This window comes from Stenotrophomonas sepilia (genome assembly GCF_003244875.1).
Classification (GTDB): Bacteria; Pseudomonadota; Gammaproteobacteria; order Xanthomonadales; family Xanthomonadaceae; genus Stenotrophomonas; species Stenotrophomonas sepilia.
This window is the reverse complement of record NZ_LXXZ01000040.1, coordinates 170,149-189,145: the sequence shown is the minus strand read 5'-3', so window position 1 is coordinate 189,145 and position 18,997 is coordinate 170,149. Positions and strand designations below refer to the sequence as shown.

The following is an 18,997-nucleotide window of genomic DNA, read 5'->3' as shown; positions in this document are numbered from 1 at the left end:
CCCGGGCCCGAGGTCCGGTTCATGAGCCGCGCGTTGGCGAAGTTCCGGTCCCGGGCCATGTTCACCTTCGTGGGTGGTGCCCTGGTCATTAATCCCGCCTTTGCGCAGGACGCCGCACCGGCGACCGGGCCGCAGCCGCAGAGCCAGTCGCAACCCACCCAGCTTGATGCAGTGCAGGTCACGGGCATACGCAACAGCCTGAGCCAGGCCATGGACATCAAGCGCGACTCGGCGGGCGTGGTCGACGCGATCAGTGCCGAGGACATCGGCAAGTTCCCCGATACCAATCTTGCCGAGTCGTTGCAGCGCATCACCGGCATCTCCATCGAGCGCCGTGACGGCGAGGGTGCGCAGGTGACCGCGCGTGGCTTCGGCCCCCAGTTCAACATGGTCACGCTCAACGGTCGGCAGATGCCGGGTGCCGATGCATTCGGTGCCTCTGGACAGGTCGCCATCGGCGGTGTCGACGGCGGCACCCGCGCCTTCAATTTCGCGCAGCTGGCCGCCGAGGCCATCAATGGTATCGAGGTCTACAAGACCAGCCAGGCGCAGGTGCCCAGCGGTGGCATCGGTGCGACGATCAACATCCTGACCTCGCGTCCGCTCGATCACGCCGGCATCGTGGCCAGCGCCGGGGCGAAGCTGGTGTCCGACCAGAGCCAGCCGTTTGACAATGACCTGACACCGGAGCTGTCGGGCATCTTCAGTTACAGCAATCCGGAAAAGACCTTTGGCGTCAGCCTCAGCGCGAGCCAGCAGAAGCGCAAGGGTGGCTCGGTGCAGGCCACGGAGAACTACTGGAACGTGCAGCCGTGGACAGGGTCGATGCCGGGCAACCCGACCGTGGTCAATGCTCCGGCCGTCGGCCAGCTTTACGCGCGGCCCAACGACCTGCGCTACGCGTTCTCCGAATTCGAGCGCGAACGCGTCAACGGCCAGGCCGTGCTGCAGTTCGCACCGACGGACAGCCTGACTCTGACCGTGGATTACACCTACTCGACCAACGAGATCACCGAGAATCGTGGCGAGCAGGGCATGTGGTTGCAGAACAGCAACTACACCAACGTCGAGTTCGACACCAGTGGCGCCGTCGCGACGCCGGTCTACATCCGTGAAATCGCCGGCACCAAGGATTTCGGCCTGGAGCAGCAGCGCAGCATGCAGGAGTACAAGCTGGGTTCGCTGGGCTTCAACGCCGTCTGGAATGTCAGCGACCGCTTCAAGCTCAGCTTCGATGCGCACAACTCGAAGAACGAGAGCCGACCGAATGATCCGCTGACCGGCGGTGGTTCGATCTTCATGAGCATCGCCGGCACCAACAACTGTACCCGTGGCCCGCATTGCGGTGGCTCCTGGGTGCAGGAGCTGAACTTCAACAATGGCCTGCCGGTTGGCACCCAGGTCTGGTATCCCAGCACCGCCGATGCGGTCGCCGGGACCAATGGCGTGGTCAATCCGGGCTTCCAGGAAGGGGAGGTTGGCACGCAGGTGCTGCGCGTCAACGCGCAGACCCAGATCAGCGAGATCAAGCAGGCGCGCGTCGATGGCGAATGGAACTTCGACCACGGGCGCTTCCAGTTCGGCGTGGACACCAACAAGTCCACCACCCACCGCATCCAGGCCGCCGAGGCCTACTCGACCCTGGGCGACTGGGGCGTGGCCAACGTGGACCGGGATACCGCCGCAGGCCTGATGGACCTGCTGCAGCCGGTCAGCATCGTCGGCCTGTTCGACGACTACAGTGCCAACAGCTGGTCCGCCTGGCGCGGCAATGCCGGGCAGCTCGCGCAATGGGCATCGCGCGAGTACGGCGTCGGCCTGGGTGTGAACCCGCAACGCGCGGCCGACAACTTCGTGGAAGAAAAGACCAAGGCGGCGTACTTCCAGGTGGAGCTGGACGGGGAGCTGGGTGGCATGCGCACCAACACCCGCCTGGGCGTGCGCTATGAAACCACTGACGTGGTGTCGACCTCGGTCATTGCCGTCCCCGAGTCCATCGAGTGGCAGGCCAACAACGATTTCCGCATCGTGCTGTCCGATGAGCAGCAGCCCTTCACAGAGAAGGCGCGCTACAGCTACATCCTGCCCAACCTTGATTTCAGCATCGACCTCACCAAGGAACTGAAGGGCCGCGTTTCGTTCGGCAAGAGCATCGCCCGCGCGCCGTACGGCAATCTCTATGCGGGACCCGGGGCCCAGCAGCCGTTCGGCTCGGTGCTGATCGACCCCTCGTCGCGCGCCAGCGGCAACTCGCAGAACCCGAGCCTGAAGCCGCTGGAATCGGACAACCTCGACCTGGGGCTGGAGTGGTACTTCGCCGATGCCAGCTATGTGTCATTGACCTACTGGAACAAGTCGGTCAGCAACTTCATCGGCAACACCGTCGTCCAGGAAAGCCTCTACGGCCTCACCGACCCGACCTCCGGGCCGGATGCGCGGGCGGCGTTGGACTTCCTGACCAGCGGCGCCTGCGTCGCCCAGGTCGGGCCGGCCAATGCCGCTGCCTGCTCGGCCAACGACACCTCGCTGTTCACCGCGCTGGCATTGCTGCGAAACAATCCTGCCGGCCTCGGCGCCTACAACGGCACTGATGCGCAGGTGCTGGCCACCGAAGCGGCCTACGATCTGTATGGGCAGCCCAACGATCCGCTGTACCAGTTCAACGTCAATCGCCCGATCAACCAGAACAAATCCAAGCTGCATGGCTGGGAGCTGGGCGGCCAGTACTTCTTCGGTGACACCGGCTTCGGCGTGCTGGCCAACTACACCGTGGTCAAAGGTGATGTCGGCTACAACAATGGCGGCGATCCGGGCATCGACCAGTTCTCGCTCACCGGCCTGAGCGACACCGCCAACGCCATGCTGATGTACGAGAAGTACGGGTGGTCGGTGCGCCTGGCATGGAACTGGCGCGACCAGTACCTGATCCTGGCCAACCAGGGCTCCAGCCGCAACCCCTACTATGTGGAGCCGTACGAGCAGTGGGATCTCAGCGTCAACTACGCGCTGGATGACCACTGGTCCTTCAGCCTGGAGGCGATCAACCTGACCGGCGAGGATGTGCGGTGGCGCTCGCGCACGTCGCAGATGATCGTCAAGCTGGCTGACCAGAGCCCGCGCTACATGCTGGGCGTCCGCTACAAGTTCTGAGCCTGGCTGCCGATGCGTCCGGCACGGCACCGCTGCCCGCCAGCGGTGCCGTGCCGGGACGGTGTCGCCGCAGCTGTCGCGCCTGCGCTACGCTGCCGGCCAGCCACCCCGCACTGGATACCCTGATGGCCCGCTACGAAATGCTCAACAACATCGCGCATCGGGACCTGAAGGTCGCCACCGGATTCGGGCCGCAGTTCGGCGATGCCGTGGGCATGGTGCCGGCCTATCCCAGCGAGTTCGCAGAACTGCAGCGTGAGTATCCGATCTTCCTGCGCAGGGAAACCGGGACGGAAGCGTGGCAGTCCGTGGCCCTGCTGGGTTTCGAGCAACACGAGAACCTGTTCCTGCAGGACGGCCGCTGGAATGCTTCCTACCTGCCTGGCGCGGCGGCCAAAGGGCCGTTCCTGATCGGCTTCCAGGAGCACTACGTGGATGGCCTGCTCACCCAGGATGCGGTGATGCACGTGGACCTGGACCATCCGCGCGTCACCGACGGGGGCGGCGAGCCGGTGTTCCTGCCGCAGGGCGGCAACACCCCTTACCTGGACCACATCGCCAGCGTGCTGCGCGGCATCCACGAGGGCAGTGCCTTCGCGGCCGGTATGTTCACGATGCTCGACGACTGCGGCCTCATCCAGCCGGTCACGCTCGACGTGCAGATCGCGCCGCACCACCGGGTGAGCGTGAGCGGATTGCACGGCATCGACCGCGAGCGCCTGGCGGCGCTGGACAGTTCGCGCCTGGCTGCGTTGAACCGCGCCGGTTACCTGGAAGGTGCGTACCTGATGCTCGCCTCGCTGCATAACATGCGCCGCCTGATCGCCGAGAAGCAGCGCCGTCTCCGCGTCCAGCACGGCACCGCGCAGGCGGTCAGGAACTGACCGGTGCACGCCAGCCTGCCGATGCGGATCCTGGAAGGGATCGATCCTGCGGCCTTGCCACTGGCTGCCCTGGTGGAGGCCGGTGAGCCGGTCGTACTGCGTGGCATCGCCACCGATTGGCCACTGGTCCAGGCCGGGCTGGGCGGGGTGCAGGACGCAATGGCGTACCTGTGCAGCGTCGATGCGGGTGCGCCCATCCAGTACTCGTTCGGCGGCGCCGAGATCGGGGGACGCCCGTTCTACAGCGCGGACTTCACCCGGTTGAACTTCGAAGTACGGCGCGGTGGGCTGGCCCAGGTGCTGGAAGAGATCGCCATGACGCTGCATGCACCGCAACCGCCAACCTACTACGTGGCCTCGCTGCCGATCGCGCGGGCACTGCTGCCGGCATTCGCGCAGGCCAACGACGCCGGTCTGGCCAAGCAGGGCATCGACGCCACCGCCAGCATCTGGATCGGCAACCGGGTGACGGCCTCGTGCCATTTCGACACACCCGACAACCTCGCCTGCTGCGCGGTGGGGCAGCGCGAGTTCACCCTGTTCCCGCCCGACCAGATCGACAATCTGTATCCGGGCCCGCTCGATCCCACGCCGGGGGGACAGGTGGTCAGCGTGGTGGACTTCGAACAGCCCGACTTCGATCGGCATCCACGTTTCCGCGAGGCGGTGGCGCACGCGCGCCGCGCGGTGCTTGGGCCCGGCGATGCGATCTTCATTCCCAGCATGTGGTGGCACCATGTACGCAGCCTGGAACCGTTCAACGTGCTGGTGAACTACTGGTGGCGAAGCTCGCCGACTTGGCTGGGATCCGCGCTGGCGGCGCTGCACCACGCGATGTGGGCCGTGCGTGATCTGCCGGCGCGCGAAAAGCAGGCCTGGGAAGGGCTCTTCCGCTACTACGCATTCGGCCCTGGCGAACGCGCGGGGCAGCACCTGCCTGACGCCGCGCGCGGGGATCTGGCACCGTTCGACGAGCAGCGCGCCCGCCGCATGCGCGCGATGCTGCTGGGCAGGCTCAACCGTTGAGAGAGGGCACCATGTTGGATACCCAGAGCACGCCTTCAGGGCGCATCCGCAAGGTGGTCATTGCCGGTGGCGGTACGGCGGGTTGGCTGGCCGGCTGCGCGCTTGCGCACCAGTTCCGTGACCAGCTGCAGATCACGCTGGTCGAGTCCGAGCAGATCGGCACGGTCGGTGTCGGTGAGTCCACTGTGCCGCCGATCCGCACCTTCCACCGCTTCCTGCAGATCGACGAGCAGGAGTTCCTGCGCGCGGTGGCCGGCACCTTCAAGCTGTCGATCTCGTTCGAGAACTGGCGCCTGCCGGGCGATCGCTTCTTCCATCCGTTCGGCACCATCGGCCATGGCACCTGGGCGGCCCCCTTCCATCACTTCTGGCTGGACAGCCTGCGCCGCGGCATGCCCTCGGACCTGGGCGACTTCTGCCTGGAGAGCATCGCCTCGCGTGGCGACCGCTTTTCGCTGCACACCCAGCCGCAGGCCAGCTATGCGTATCACTTCGATGCCGGTCTGTATGCGCGGTTCCTGCGCGGCAGGGCCGAGGCCCACGGCCTGCGCCGGATCGAAGGCCGGATCGCCCAGGTCAGGCAGCACGCGCACGACGGTTCGGTGCAGGCGCTGGTGCTGGACGACGGCCAGGTGATCGAGGGCGATCTGTTCATCGACTGCACCGGCTTCCGCGGCCTGCTGATCGAGCAGGCACTGTGCACCGGCTACGAGGACTGGCACGAATGGCTGCCGTGCGACCGGGCCGTGGCGGTGCAGACCGAAGCGGTGGCGCCGCCGGCGCCCTATACCCGGGCGATCGCCCACGAGGCGGGGTGGCGCTGGCACATCGCGCTGCAGCACCGCGTTGGCTGCGGGCTGGTGTATGACAGCCGCCATCTGTCCGATGACGAGGCCGCCGCGAAACTGCTGCGCGATGCCGGGGCTCCACCCTTGCGCGATCCATGGAAGGTGCCGTTCCGCAGTGGACGCCGGCTGAAGGCCTGGAACAGGAACGTGGTGTCGCTCGGGCTGGCCAGCGGCTTCATCGAACCACTGGAGTCGACCAGCATCCATCTGACGATCAGCGCAGTGGTGCGGCTGATCCAGCTGTTCCCGTTCGACGGCATCAGTGCATCGCTGGTGCAGCTGTACAACGATGTCAGCCGCCAGGAAATGGAGCACGTGCGCGACTTCATCATCCTGCACTACCACGCCACGCAGCGCAGCGAACCGATGTGGAAGGCCTGTCGCGAGACGCGCGTGCCCGAGTCGCTGCAGCATCGGCTGCAGGCGTGGCGCGAGCGTGCGCATGCGTGGCAGGACCCCGGCGAGCTGTTCCGCGTCGAATCCTGGACCAGCGTGCTGCTCGGGCAGGGCATCGCGCCCGGTCCTGCGCACCCGCTGGCGCGGGCCGTGAGTGATGTCGATCTGCGCACCTTGTTGAAGGGCATCCAACGGCCTGTGCAGCAGGCCGCCGCGCAGATGCCGGCGCAGGCGGAGTTCATCGCGCAGTACTGCAGGTCCGGCGTGGACGTGTGGCGTTCGACGGAAGCAAGCGCGTAGCAGGGTTTTGCGTTGCAGCACGCTTTTTCCGCTGCGGCTGGTTACAGTGCGGCAACACCGCGGGCGATGACGCGCGCGGTGGCAACGAGGGGGCCGGACACCACGCCCCCTTTTTGAGTCCACGGAATGTTAGCGCTACCTTTTTTTGATCGGAGGCGGTTTCGATGGGTCTGGTTGCAGGGATCGATGCAGGGACGCAGAGCCTGAAGGTGCTGGTCTATGACCCGCGGAAGCAGGCGGTGGTGGCCTCGGCCAGCGCGCCGCTCGCGCTGGACAGCGGTGCCGATGGCAGCCGTGAACAGGCGCCGGCCGACTGGGTGTCGGCCCTGCGCGACTGCTTTGCCCGGATCGATCCCTCGCTGCGCGCACGCATCGTTGCGCTGGCGGTATCGGGCCAGCAGCATGGATTCGTGCCAGTTGACGATGCTGGCGAGGTGCTGGCACCGGCCAAGCTGTGGTGCGACACCAGCACCTCGGCCGAATGCATCCAGATCATGGACGCCGTGGGCGGGTTCCAACGAACCATAACGCTGGCGGGCAACCCGATCCTGGCCGGCTACACAGCGTCCAAGCTGCCCTGGACCCGCACCCACCGTGCCGACGCCTATGCGCGGCTGGTGACCATCCTGCTGCCACACGACTACCTGAATTTCGTGTTGACCGGGCAGCGGTTCTGCGAGCTTGGCGACGCGTCCGGCACCGGCTGGCTGGACGTGCGCACGCGCACCTGGTCGCAGGAACTGCTGCGCGCCACCGATCCTGATCGTGATCTTGCTGCCTGCCTGCCGCCGATCGCTGCGCCCGATGCCCTGTTCGATATCGCGCCGGAGGCCGCGGCCGCGCTCGGGCTTGCAGCGGCGGTGAAGGTGGCCGTTGGTGGCGGCGACAACATGATGGCGGCGATCGGCACCGGCTGCGTCACGGAAGGGCGGCTGGCGATGAGCCTGGGAACCTCCGGAACGCTGTTTGCGTATTCCGGCTCGCCGGTGATCGATCCGGATGGCGCGTGGGCGGCGTTCTGCTCGTCCACGGGGGGCTGGCTGCCGCTGATCTGCACCATGAACTGCACCGTGGCCACTGAACGCGTGGCCAGCGCCTTCGGTTTCAGCAGCCGCGACGGCGACGCGCATCTTCGCGCAACGCCGCCGGGGGCAGGGGGCCTGGTGATGCTGCCGTTCCTCAATGGCGAACGTACCCCTGACCTGCCGCTCGGCAAGGGGGTGCTGGCTGGCCTGGACATTGCCAATTTCACCCCGGCGCATGTGTACCGCGCCGCCATGGAGGGCGCGACCTACAGCCTGAAGTACGGCTACGACGCCTTCGTCCGCGCGGGCATGCAGTTCGATCGCATCGTGCTCACCGGCGGCGGCAGCAACAGCGCTGCCTGGCGTCAGCTGGTGGCCGATGTATTCGGCCTGCCGGTGGAGGTCCCGGTGCAGGCCGAGGGTGCGGCGTTTGGAGCGGCGCTGCAGGCGCTGTGGGCGCTCGCCCGATCGCAGGGCAACGCCACTTCGATCAGCGACATCACCGCACGGCACGTCACCGTCGATCCCGCGCTGTCCGCACGACCGGATCCGGATCGCAGCGATGCCTATGCACGGGCCTACGCACGCTTCCTCAGTCATCTCGATGCCATCACGCCGCTGCAGCGCGGTTGATGGCTCCTCCACGACACCCCGTACAACGACAGGAGCACGCACCATGAGCACGCAGCCCTTCATCGGCGCCAAGGAGTACTTCCCCGGCGTCGGCCGCATTCCGTTCGAGGGCAAGGGCTCGGACAATCCGCTTGCCTTCAAGGTCTACGATGCCAGCCGGGTCATCGGTGGCAAGACCATGCAGGAGCATCTGCGCTTCGCCGTGTGCTACTGGCACACCTTCTGCAATGCCGGGCACGATCCGTTCGGCCCGGGCACCCGGCAGTTCCCGTGGGAGGCCGCCTCGCCACTGGCCACGGCAGAAGCCAAGGTGGACGCGGCGTTCGAGTTCTTCACCAAGCTGGGCGTGCCGTACTGGTGCTTCCACGATATCGACCTGGCGCCGGATGCCGACGACATCGGCCAGTACCAGAAGAACCTCTCGCATATGGTGGGCCTGGCCAAGGCACGCCAGGAGGCCACTGGCGTCAAGCTGCTGTGGGGCACGGCCAACCTGTTCTCGCACCCGCGCTACATGAACGGCGCATCGACCAATCCCGACTTCGCGGTGGTCGCGCGTGCAGCCGTGCAGGTCAAGGCCGCCCTGGAGGCCACGGTCGAACTCGGTGGCGAGCACTATGTGTTCTGGGGCGGGCGCGAAGGCTATGCGTCGCTGGCCAATACCCAGATGAAGCGGGAGATCGAGCATTTCGCGCGCTTCCTGACCATGGCACGCGACTATGGCCGCAGCATCGGGCTGAAGGGCAACTTCCTGATCGAGCCCAAGCCGATGGAGCCGATGAAGCACCAGTACGACTTCGACAGTGCCACGGTGGTGGGCTTCCTGAAGGAACACGGGCTGGACAAGGACTTCAAGCTCAACATCGAGGCCAACCACGCCACGTTGTCCGGCCATACCTTCGAGCACGACCTGCAGGTCGCGTCCGATCATGGCCTGCTCGGCAGCATCGATGCCAATCGCGGCAACGCCCAGAACGGCTGGGACACCGACCAGTTCCCCAGCGATCTGTACGACACCGTGGGCGCAATGCTGGTCGTGCTGCGCCAGGGCGGGCTGGAGGGCGGGTTGAACTTCGATGCGAAGGTGCGCCGTGAGTCGACCGACCTGGAGGATCTGTTCATTGCCCATATCGGCGGCATGGATGCGTTCGCACGCGGGCTGGAGGTTGCCCATGCACTGCTGACCGAGTCGCCGTGGGAGCAATGGCGTGCGCAGCGCTACGCCAGCTTCGATTCCGGCGCCGGCCAGGATTTCGAGCGTGGCACGCTCAGCCTGCCGGACCTGGCGGCACTGGCCGCCCGCCTCGGCGAACCGCACCAGGCCAGCGGCAAGCAGGAGCGTTACGAAAACCTGCTCAACCAGTATCTGCTGCGCTGAGCGCGGCAACGGTGCACTCAAGGGGATGGGGATGAACCAGGCAGCAGGCAGCGGTGAGAACACGCGGCTGATCGTACTGATCAGCGTGGTGGCGACGATTGGCGGTTTTCTGTTCGGCTTCGACAGCGGCGTGATCAATGGCACCCAGGATGGCCTGCACCGGGCGTTCCGGTCCGGCGAGTGGATGCAGGGCTTCGAGATCGCGTCGATGCTGCTGGGCTGTGCGGTGGGCGCGTTCAGTGCTGGCCGGCTGGCCGACCGCCTGGGCCGTCGCAACGTGTTGATCCTGTCGGCAGTGATGTTCCTGCTGTCGGCACTCGGTGCCGGGGCGGCGGTCTCCTCGGGTTGGTTCATTGCGGCGCGGGTGGTGGGTGGATTCGCGGTCGGCGCAGCCAGCGTGATCTCGCCGGCCTACATTGCCGAGGTCGCTCCGGCCCGTTACCGCGGTCGCCTGGCAACGGTGCAGCAGATCGCGATCATCACCGGCCTCACTGCCGCCTTCCTGTCCAACTATCTGCTGGCGGCCGCAGCGGGCGCGTCGACCGAACCGCTATGGGGCGGGCAGGCCGCCTGGCGCTGGATGTTCTGGATGCAGGCCGCGCCATCACTGGTGTTCCTGCTGCTGTTGCTGACCATTCCGGAGAGCCCGCGCTACCTGGTGGTGAAACGGCGCAAGGAAGACGCCCTGCGGGTGCTGACCCGGCTGCTGGGCAGCGACAAGGCCAGGGCCACGCTCGAGGAGATCGATGCCTCGCTGTCCAACGACCATCATCGCCCGCGCCTGTCCGATCTGAAGAGCCGGGCGACCGGGCGGATCCGCCCGATTGTGTGGGTCGGCGTCGGGCTGGCCTGCTTCCAGCAGCTGGTCGGCATCAACGTGGTGTTCTATTACGGCGCGGTGCTGTGGCAGGCAGTCGGCTTTTCCGAGAACGACGCGCTGCTGATCAACGTGCTGTCCGGCGCACTGAGCATCGGTGCCTGCGTGGTCACCGTGCTGCTGATCGACCGGATCGGCCGCAAGCCCCTGCTGTGGTTCGGCTCGGCCGGGATGTCGCTGTCGCTTGCACTGGTGGTGGTGGCGTTTGCCAGCGGTTCGCTGGCCGACGGGCATCTGCAGCTGCCCGGCCGCATGGGCACGCTGGCACTGGTGGCGGCCAATGCCTATGTCGTGTTCTTCAATCTGTCCTGGGGACCGGTGATGTGGGTGATGCTGGGCGAGATGTTCCCGAACCAGATCCGCGGTTCGGCACTGGCAGTCGCCGGCGCGGCGCAGTGGACCTCCAACTTCGTGGTCACGGTGACGTTCCCGATGCTGCTGGCCGCGGCAGGGCTGGCGGCCACCTACGGCATCTACCTGGTGGCTGCCGTGATCTCGGTGATCTTCGTCGTCCGGCATGTGCACGAGACCAAGGGCAAGGAACTGGAGCAGATGGAAGGATGAGCACCATGACATCGCAGGCCTTCGTCATCCGCAGCGGCGCGCTGGTCGCCGCACTGATGCTGGGATTGCTCGGCTGCCGCGGCCAGGACCGGGCTGCCGCCGCCGCAGCCACCGACAAGGATCCCTGGCCGGAGGTCATCTGGCCCCTGGCTGCGGACCCGGCGCTGGAGAAGCGCATCACCGACCTGATGGCCGGCATGACGGTGGAGGAAAAGGTCGGCCAGCTGGTGCAGGGTGACATCGCCAGCGTCACCCCCGACGATGTGCGCCGCTACCGGCTTGGCTCGATCCTGGCCGGTGGCAACTCCGATCCCAGTGGCCGCTATGACGCCTCGCCGGCCGAATGGCTGGCGCTGGCCGACGCCTTCTACGACGCCTCGATGGACACGTCGAAAGGCGGCAAGCCCATTCCGCTGCTGTTCGGCATCGATGCCGTGCACGGGCAGAGCAACATTATTGGCGCCACGTTGTTCCCGCACAACATCGGGCTGGGCGCCACGCGCAATCCGGAGCTGCTGCGGCAGATCGGTGGCATCACCGCGCTGGAGACCCGCGTTACCGGCATGGAGTGGACGTTCGCGCCGACCGTTGCCGTACCCCAGGATGATCGCTGGGGACGCACCTACGAAGGCTACTCCGAATCGCCGGACGTGGTGGCCAGCTATGCCGCCGCCATGGTGGAGGGGCTGCAGGGCAGGGTGGGAACCCCGGAGTTCCTCGATGGCCGCCATGTGATCGCCTCGGTGAAGCATTTCCTCGGCGACGGTGGCACCACTGACGGCAAGGACCAGGGCGACACCCGCATCAGCGAGTCAGATCTGGTGCGCATCCACGCCGCCGGATATCCGCCGGCAATCGCCGCCGGCGCGCAGACCGCGATGGCGTCGTTCAACAGCGTCAACGGTGAAAAGATGCATGGGCACCGGCACTACCTTACCGATGTACTCAAGGGCCGCATGAACTTCGGTGGCTTCGTGGTGGGTGACTGGAATGGTCATGGACAGGTCAAGGGTTGCACCACTACAGACTGCCCGGCCACGATCAACGCGGGCCTGGACATGGCGATGGCCTCGGACAGCTGGAAGGGTTTCTACGAGACGACGCTGGCTGCGGTGAAGGATGGGCGGATCACGCCGCAACGCCTGGACGATGCGGTGCGCCGGATCCTGCGGGTCAAGTTCCGCCTTGGGCTGTTCGAGGCCGGCAGGCCATCCACGCGGGCCGTCGGCGGGCAGTTCGCACTGATCGGCGCGCCGGCACATCGCGCGGTTGCCCGGCAGGCCGTGCGCGAATCGCTGGTCCTGCTGAAGAACCAGAACGGCCTCCTGCCGCTGTCGCCGAAGCAGCGGATCCTCGTCGCCGGCGACGGTGCCGACGATGTCGGCAAGCAGGCCGGCGGCTGGACGCTCAACTGGCAGGGCACCGGCACCACCCGCAAGGACTTCCCCAATGCGGACACGATCTACGAGGGCATCGCGCGCCAGGCCAGGGCGGCAGGGGGTGAAGCCGTTCTTTCCGTCGACGGTCGCTACGCAGTGAAGCCCGATGTGGCGGTGGTGGTGTTTGGCGAGGACCCCTATGCCGAGTTCCAGGGAGACCGGCCGACGCTGGCCTACAAGCCCGGCAACGAAACGGACCTGGCGCTGCTCAAGCGGCTCAAGGCCGATGGCATACCGGTTGTCGCGGTCTTCCTGAGCGGGCGGCCGCTCTGGGTGAACCGGGAAATCAATGCCGCCGATGCCTTCGTGGCTGCGTGGCTGCCGGGTTCGGAAGGCGCCGGGATTGCCGATGTGCTGCTGCGCGGAAGCGATGGACGCGTGCAGCACGATTTCAAGGGCAAGCTCAGTTTCAGCTGGCCGCGCACTGCCACCCAGTACGCCAACAACGTGGGCCAAAAGGACTACGATCCATTGTTTGCGTTCGGCTTCGGCCTGACCTACGCCGACAACGGCGACCTGGCCGCGCTGCCGGAGGCATCGGGCGTGACCGGCAACGAGGGCGCGACCGGCGTGTTCTTTGCGCGCGGCGACGCAGGCCCTGGCATGGCGCTGCGGCTCGAGGATGCTGCTGGCCAGGGCCTGACCGTGACCCGCGTGCCGGACGCATTGCCCGATGATCGGCTGAAGATCACCGGCGTGGATCATCTGGCGCAGGAGGATGGACGACGCCTGGCCTGGTCGGGCAATGGCGAAGCCGTCGCGGCACTGCAGTCGCACACGACGCTGGACCTGCAGCGCGAATCCAACGGCGACCTGATGCTGCTGACCACGCTGCGGGTGGACGCAGCCCCGAAGGGTGAGGCGTGGCTGTCGGTCGGTTGCGGCGTGGGCTGCTCGGCGCGCATCGCCATCGGGCCGGCGCTGGCGGCGCTTCCACAGGGCCAGTGGAAGCGCGTCGGCGTGCCGCTGAAGTGCCTGGCCAGGGCGGGCGCCAAGCTGGACGCGATCGACCGACCGTGGTCGGTGGCGACGGGCGATGCGATGACGATTTCCGTGTCACGCGTCGCGCTGGGTGCGCTGAACGAAGCCGAGGTCACCCTCGGATGCGGAGCATGATGCCTGCGCTACCGCCGCCGGGGCGGGGCGGCGACCGAATCGCGTGCGATCAGCCGATGCGGCATCACATGATCGCGCAGCACCGTTGCGTCCGCCGCCGGACGGCGGATGGTGCGCAGCAGGATGTCGACGGCCGCGTTGGCCATCGAGGCGATGGGCTGGTGGATCGTGGTCAGTTCCGGCCACACGGTAGTGGCGGCCGAGGTGTCATCGAATCCCACGACCGACAGGTCGCGCGGCACTTCCAGCCCGCGTCGGTGCGCGACGGATATGGCGGCAGCGCCCATGTCGTCGTTGCTGGCGAAGATCGCGGTCGGTGGGCGGCGTTGGGACAACAGCTTTTCGGCGGCAGCCAGGCCGGACCGGTAGGTGTAGTCACCGTGTTGGACCAGGCTAGGCTCCACCGCAAGCCCGGCCTCGCGCAGGGCGGTGACGAAGCCGTCGTAACGGAGCGCACTTGCGCTCAGGTCATCGCGCCCACGGATGAAACCGATGCGGGTGTGTCCCTGCCGAAGCAGGTGATCGGTCATTTCCTTGCCGGCACTGAAATCGTCGATGCGGACGCAGGACAGGGCCTCGCTCAGGCGCCCCGATGCGATGGCCACGACCGGAATGCCTGCCTTGACCAGTTCGTTTACGGCGGCCTGCGATTCGCACAGGGGCGGCGGCAGGATCACCCCGTCGACGCGTCCGGCGAGCGCGCGCGCCGCCTTGCGTTCGGATTCGGCATCCAGCTTGTCCCAGTAGTCGATGACCAGCTGGATGGCGGAACTGGAGGCGACGCGCAGCAGGCCCACCAGCAGTTCGCGCAGGTAGGCGCCGCTGGGGTTGGTGTAGATCAGCGCAATGCGCGTGTGCTGTGCGGCGGCCAGCGAACTGGCGGCAAGATTGGGCGTATAGCCCAGCTCGCGCACGGCGCGCAGCACGCGCTCGCGGGTGACGTCGCGCACCTTGCCCTGGTTGATCACCCGCGACACGGTCATCGGCGAAACGCCGGCAAGGGCCGCAACCTCGTCGATCGTCACGCCTGCGGTTCTGCGGCGAACCGATTTCTTCGGCTTGTCCAATGCACGATCCCTTTGTTCTTGGTGGCGCTGCCGCGCGGGTGCGAAGGACGATGATGCGCCGCCCCGGGTCCGGACGTAGTCTACAAAGGCGCATGTTAACGCCGTTGTTGCGTGCTGTCGGCACGCACCTATGCGCCGTGCTCGCACTGCTGGCCTGTGCTGGCGGGGCACGGGCGGAGGATGGCTATGCGCTGTGGATGCGCTACCAGCCGGTTGCCGCAACGGTCGCTGCCGATTACCGGCGGCAACTGGCCGAAGTGGTGGCCCCGGATCGCACGCCAATGCAGCGCGCCACCCGCGACGAGCTTGCGCGGAGCCTTTCTGGATTGCTCGGAGCGGCGCCGCCAATGCGAACGGCAATCAGTACTGGCCATGCCCTGGTGCTGGGTACGCCGCAGTCCTCGGCGCTGGTCGCCGCGATCGGCAACGAGGTTGTCACGCTGGGCGACGAGGGCTTCCTGATCCGGCAGGTCCGGACCGAGGGGCGCGATGTGCTGTTGGTGGCGGCACGCCGGGATGTCGGCGTGCTGTATGGCACGTTCCACCTGCTGCGCCTGTTGCAGCGTGGCATGCCGCTGCAGGGGCTGGACGTTCGGGAGTCGCCGCGGGTCACACTGCGTGTGCTCGACCATTGGGACAACCTGGACCGCTACGTCGAGCGTGGCTATGCGGGCAGCTCGCTGTGGGACTGGCAGACGTTGCCGCAATGGCGTGACCCGCGCTACACCGACTACGCCCGTGCCAACGCTTCGCTCGGCATCAACGGCACCGTCCTCAACAACGTCAACGCCAATGCGCTGAGCCTGTCGCCGGCCTATCTGGCCAAGGCCGCCACGCTGGCCGATCTGTTCCGCCCCTATGGCATCCGGGTCTACCTGAGCGCACGCTTCAGTGCGCCCATCGAGCTCGGCGGCCTGGCGACGGCTGACCCGATGGATCCCGGCGTGCGGCGCTGGTGGCGCGACAAGGTCGATGAGATCCATGCGCACATTCCGGATTTCGGCGGCTTCCTGGTCAAGGCGAACTCGGAGGGGCAACCCGGCCCGCAGGATTACGGTCGTTCCCATGCTGACGGCGCCAACCTGCTGGCCGACGCGTTGGCGCCCTACAACGGCGTGGTGATGTGGCGGGCCTTCGTGTATTCGCACGAGGTCCCCGAAGATCGCGCCAAGCAGGCGTACAGCGAGTTTGTCGGGCTGGACGGCGCCTTCCGGCCCAACGTGATCGTGCAGGTGAAGAACGGCCCCATCGACTTCCAGCCGCGCGAGCCGTTCCATCCGCTGTTCGGCGCGATGCCACGCACGCCGCTGATGATGGAACTGCAGATCACCAAGGAATATCTGGGTTTTGCGACGCACTTGGTCTACCTGGGAACGCTCTACGAGGAAGTGCTGCAGGCCGACACGCATGCCCGCGGCGAAGGCTCCACCGTTGCCCGCGTGGTCGATGGTTCGCTGGAGGGCCACGCACTGACCGGTATCGCCGGCGTCGCCAACATCGGCATGGACCGTACCTGGAGTGGCTCGCACTTCGACCAGGCCAACTGGTACGCCTTCGGCAGACTGGCATGGAACCCGCAGCAATCCGCGCGCGCGATTGCCGAAGATTGGGCAGCGCTGACCTTCTCGCCCGACCCGCAGGTGACCGGCCCGATCGTGCGGATGATGATGGACTCGCGCGAGGCGGCAGTGGATTACATGACGCCGCTGGGCCTGCATCACCTCATGGCACGCGGCCATCACTACGGCCCCGGCCCCTGGGTGGACGGCGGCCCGCGTGCGGACTGGACGTCGGTCTACTACCACCGAGCCGATAGCAAGGGCATCGGCTTTGACCGCAGCGCCAGCGGAAGCAACGCCGTGGGCCAGTACGCCCCGCAGGTCGCCGAGGTCTATGGCGACCCCGAGCGGGTGCCCGAGTCGCTGCTGCTGTGGTTCCATCATGTGCCGTGGGACCGCCGCATGCGCTCGGGCAGGACGCTCTGGGAGGAACTGGTCGGGCGCTATTCGCGCGGCGTGCGCCAGGTGCAGTCGATGCAGGCGACCTGGGCCGGCCTGCGCGACCGGATCGATCCGCAGCGGCATCGGCACGTCGCGGCGTTCCTGCAGATCCAGCACGACGAAGCACAATGGTGGCGTGACGCCAGCGTGGCGTACTTCCAGTCACTCAGCGGACGGCCGCTGCCCGTCGGCGAACGGCCACCGCCGCAGCCATTGTCGTACTACCAGGCGTTGCAGTTTCCGTTCGCACCGGGGGATGGCCGATGAGCAGGTTCGGAGCGGTTGGTCATGCGCTGATGCTGGTGGCCATGGCCGGGTTTGCGGTGCCGGCTGCGGCGCGGGAAGTGAAGGGATTGCTGCATCCGCTGTTCAGCGATCACGCCGTCCTGCAGCGTGACCGGCCCATTGCGGTCTGGGGGCACGCAAGCCCCGGGCAGCCGGTTTCCGTGACGTTTGCCGGGCAGGCGGTAAGCACCCGGACGGACGCCGCAGGCGGCTGGCAGGCGACGCTGCCCCCGGTGGCCGCGGGCGGTCCGTACACGCTGGAGGTAAACGCTGGGACACGTCGGGAGATGGCGCGCGACGTGCTGGTCGGCGACGTGTGGCTGTGCTCGGGCCAGTCGAACATGGAGCTGCCGGTGTGGCGCTCGCTCAACGCAGCCAGCGAGATCGCCGCAGCCACGATGCCACGGATCCGGCTGTTCACCGTGCCGCAGCACGCCGCCGTGCAGGCACAGGAGAGCTTCAACGGCAGCACTGCCTGGACATCGGCAACGCCTGATACGGTGCGCGATTTCTCCGCCACCTGCTTCTACTTCGCGCGCGAACTGCAGCGCACCGTCGACGTGCCGATGGGGCTGATCGAGGCGGCGTGGGGCGGCTCTCGGATCGAGGCCTGGACCAGCGTGGGTGCACTGCGAGAGCAGGGTGGCCTGGACGAGCCCCTCGATATCCTCGCGCGGTCTGCGCGTGATCCGCTGGAGGCACGCGCAGCCTGGGGCCGCTACTGGCAGCACTGGTGGGCCACACGCGAGGGCACGCCGCCCGGCGACGCCCCATGGCGCGCGGATGCCGATGACCGAGGATGGCCGCGCGCACCGGCCACACTGGGCGCATGGGAGCGTTGGAACGAGCCCGCGCTTGCCGACTACAACGGCATGGTCTGGTATCGCACGCAGGTGATGCTGAGCGCTGAACAGGCTGCACGCGGCGCGACCCTGGAGCTGGCATCGGCCGACGAGGTGGACGTGACCTGGGTGAACGGGGTCGCCGTCGGCAGCCAGTACGGCGCCGGCAAGAGGCGCTACCCGTTGCCACGTGGCCTGCTGAAGGCAGGATCCAACAGCATTGCGGTCAACGTGCTGGACACCTACGGCGAAGGCGGCCTGGCCGGCCCCGCCACGGCATACGGCCTGCAGTTCGACAACGGTGAGCGGGTGGCACTGCAGGGTCCGTGGAAGTACCGGGTCGCGCCGGGCCAACAGGCGCCGCCATTTGCCCCCTGGCAGGCCGCCACCGGGCTGTCGACGCTGTACAACGGAATGATCGCACCGCTCGGCGCTTTCGGGCTGCGCGGCATGCTGTGGTACCAGGGTGAATCGAACACCGGTGATGGCGCGGCGTACGCGGCGCGGTTGCGTGCGCTGCGCGACGATTGGCGGCGTCAGTTCGGTGCGCGCACGCCACTGCTGCTCGTGCAGCTGGCCAGCTATGGCCAGCCACCGGTTGCGCCCGCCGACAGCGGTTGGGCGCAGGTGCGCGAGTCGCAGCGGCGCGTCGCCGCCGAGGATGCGCAGAGCGGGCTCGCCATCGCCATCGACATCGGAGATGCCTACGACATCCACCCACCGAACAAGCAGGAGCTCGGGCGCCGCCTGGCGCGCGTGGCCCGCCAGGTGGTGTACGGCGAGAAGGGTCTGGCACCGTCAGGGCCGCGGGCGGTCACCGCCGTGCGGACGCCCACGGCCGTCGCCATTGCGTTCGAGGATGTCGAAGGCGCGCTCACCGCGACCGGCGCACTGCGTCCGATCGGCTTTGAACTGTGCGAGGCCAGGGGCCATGCGCACCACTGCGAGTACGCCGAAGCCGAACTGGATGCGCGCCGGATCCTGCTGCGCGGCCCGCGGTCGACGCACGCAACGCACGTCCGCTACTGCTGGGCCGATGGCCCGGTGTGCACGCTGCGCGATCGCAGCGGGGCGCCGGCCGGCCCGTTCGAACTCCCCATTGCCGAAGCCGAGGCCCGACGATGATGACGTTGTCCACGCAGTCCCCTGTGGCCCGCGACAGGGCCG

General features: G+C 67.3%; 11 protein-coding genes. 10 read left to right on the top strand and 1 reads right to left on the bottom strand.

Going from position 1 to position 18,997, the window contains the following annotated elements; all coding sequences use genetic code 11:
* The first annotated feature begins 21 nt into the window (after nt 1-21).
* The 8 genes from A7X97_RS07370 (at nt 22) to A7X97_RS07335 (ending at nt 13,636) form a co-directional block, all read left to right on the top strand.
* Nucleotides 22-3,150, top strand: coding sequence for a TonB-dependent receptor (locus tag A7X97_RS07370; RefSeq protein ID WP_111007743.1), 3,129 nt, complete (start codon nt 22-24; stop codon nt 3,148-3,150).
* A 125-nt stretch (nt 3,151-3,275) separates the two neighbouring features.
* Complete coding sequence (locus A7X97_RS07365; protein WP_111007742.1) at nt 3,276-4,034, top strand: SapC family protein; 759 nt, start codon at nt 3,276-3,278, stop codon at nt 4,032-4,034.
* Nucleotides 4,035-4,037: 3 nt separating this feature from the next.
* Nucleotides 4,038-5,060 (top strand): cupin-like domain-containing protein, encoded by a 1,023-nt coding sequence (locus A7X97_RS07360; protein ID WP_111007741.1) that lies wholly within the window; start codon nt 4,038-4,040, stop codon nt 5,058-5,060.
* A gap of 11 nt (nt 5,061-5,071) precedes the next feature.
* Nucleotides 5,072-6,604 (top strand): tryptophan halogenase family protein, encoded by a 1,533-nt coding sequence (locus A7X97_RS07355; protein ID WP_111007740.1) that lies wholly within the window; start codon nt 5,072-5,074, stop codon nt 6,602-6,604.
* Between the two features lie 164 nt (nt 6,605-6,768).
* Nucleotides 6,769-8,262, top strand: coding sequence for a xylulokinase (gene xylB, locus A7X97_RS07350; protein WP_111007739.1), 1,494 nt, complete (start codon nt 6,769-6,771; stop codon nt 8,260-8,262).
* 43 nt (nt 8,263-8,305) lie between these two features.
* Nucleotides 8,306-9,640, top strand: a complete 1,335-nt coding sequence (gene xylA, locus A7X97_RS07345; RefSeq protein ID WP_111007738.1) for a xylose isomerase — start codon at nt 8,306-8,308, stop codon at nt 9,638-9,640.
* A gap of 31 nt (nt 9,641-9,671) precedes the next feature.
* On the top strand, nt 9,672-11,081 hold the full coding sequence (locus tag A7X97_RS07340; RefSeq protein WP_111007737.1) for a sugar porter family MFS transporter: 1,410 nt from the start codon (nt 9,672-9,674) through the stop codon (nt 11,079-11,081).
* Nucleotides 11,078-13,636: a glycoside hydrolase family 3 protein gene (locus tag A7X97_RS07335; RefSeq protein WP_111007736.1), complete on the top strand. Its 2,559-nt coding sequence runs from the start codon at nt 11,078-11,080 to the stop codon at nt 13,634-13,636. Before A7X97_RS07340 ends, A7X97_RS07335 begins: the two co-directional genes overlap by 4 nt.
* An 8-nt stretch (nt 13,637-13,644) precedes the next feature.
* Here A7X97_RS07335 and A7X97_RS07330 read toward each other — a convergent pair whose 3' ends face one another.
* Nucleotides 13,645-14,703 carry a LacI family DNA-binding transcriptional regulator gene (locus A7X97_RS07330; RefSeq protein ID WP_181503429.1) on the bottom strand — a complete coding sequence of 353 codons (1,059 nt, stop codon included), beginning with the start codon at nt 14,701-14,703 and terminating at the stop codon, nt 13,645-13,647.
* A gap of 92 nt (nt 14,704-14,795) precedes the next feature.
* Between A7X97_RS07330 and A7X97_RS07325 the strand changes: the two genes are divergently transcribed.
* Nucleotides 14,796-16,970, top strand: coding sequence for an alpha-glucuronidase family glycosyl hydrolase (locus tag A7X97_RS07325; protein WP_181503428.1), 2,175 nt, complete (start codon nt 14,796-14,798; stop codon nt 16,968-16,970).
* Nucleotides 16,967-18,955: a sialate O-acetylesterase gene (locus A7X97_RS07320; protein ID WP_181503427.1), complete on the top strand. Its 1,989-nt coding sequence runs from the start codon at nt 16,967-16,969 to the stop codon at nt 18,953-18,955. Before A7X97_RS07325 ends, A7X97_RS07320 begins: the two co-directional genes overlap by 4 nt.
* Nucleotides 18,956-18,997 lie beyond the last annotated feature (42 nt).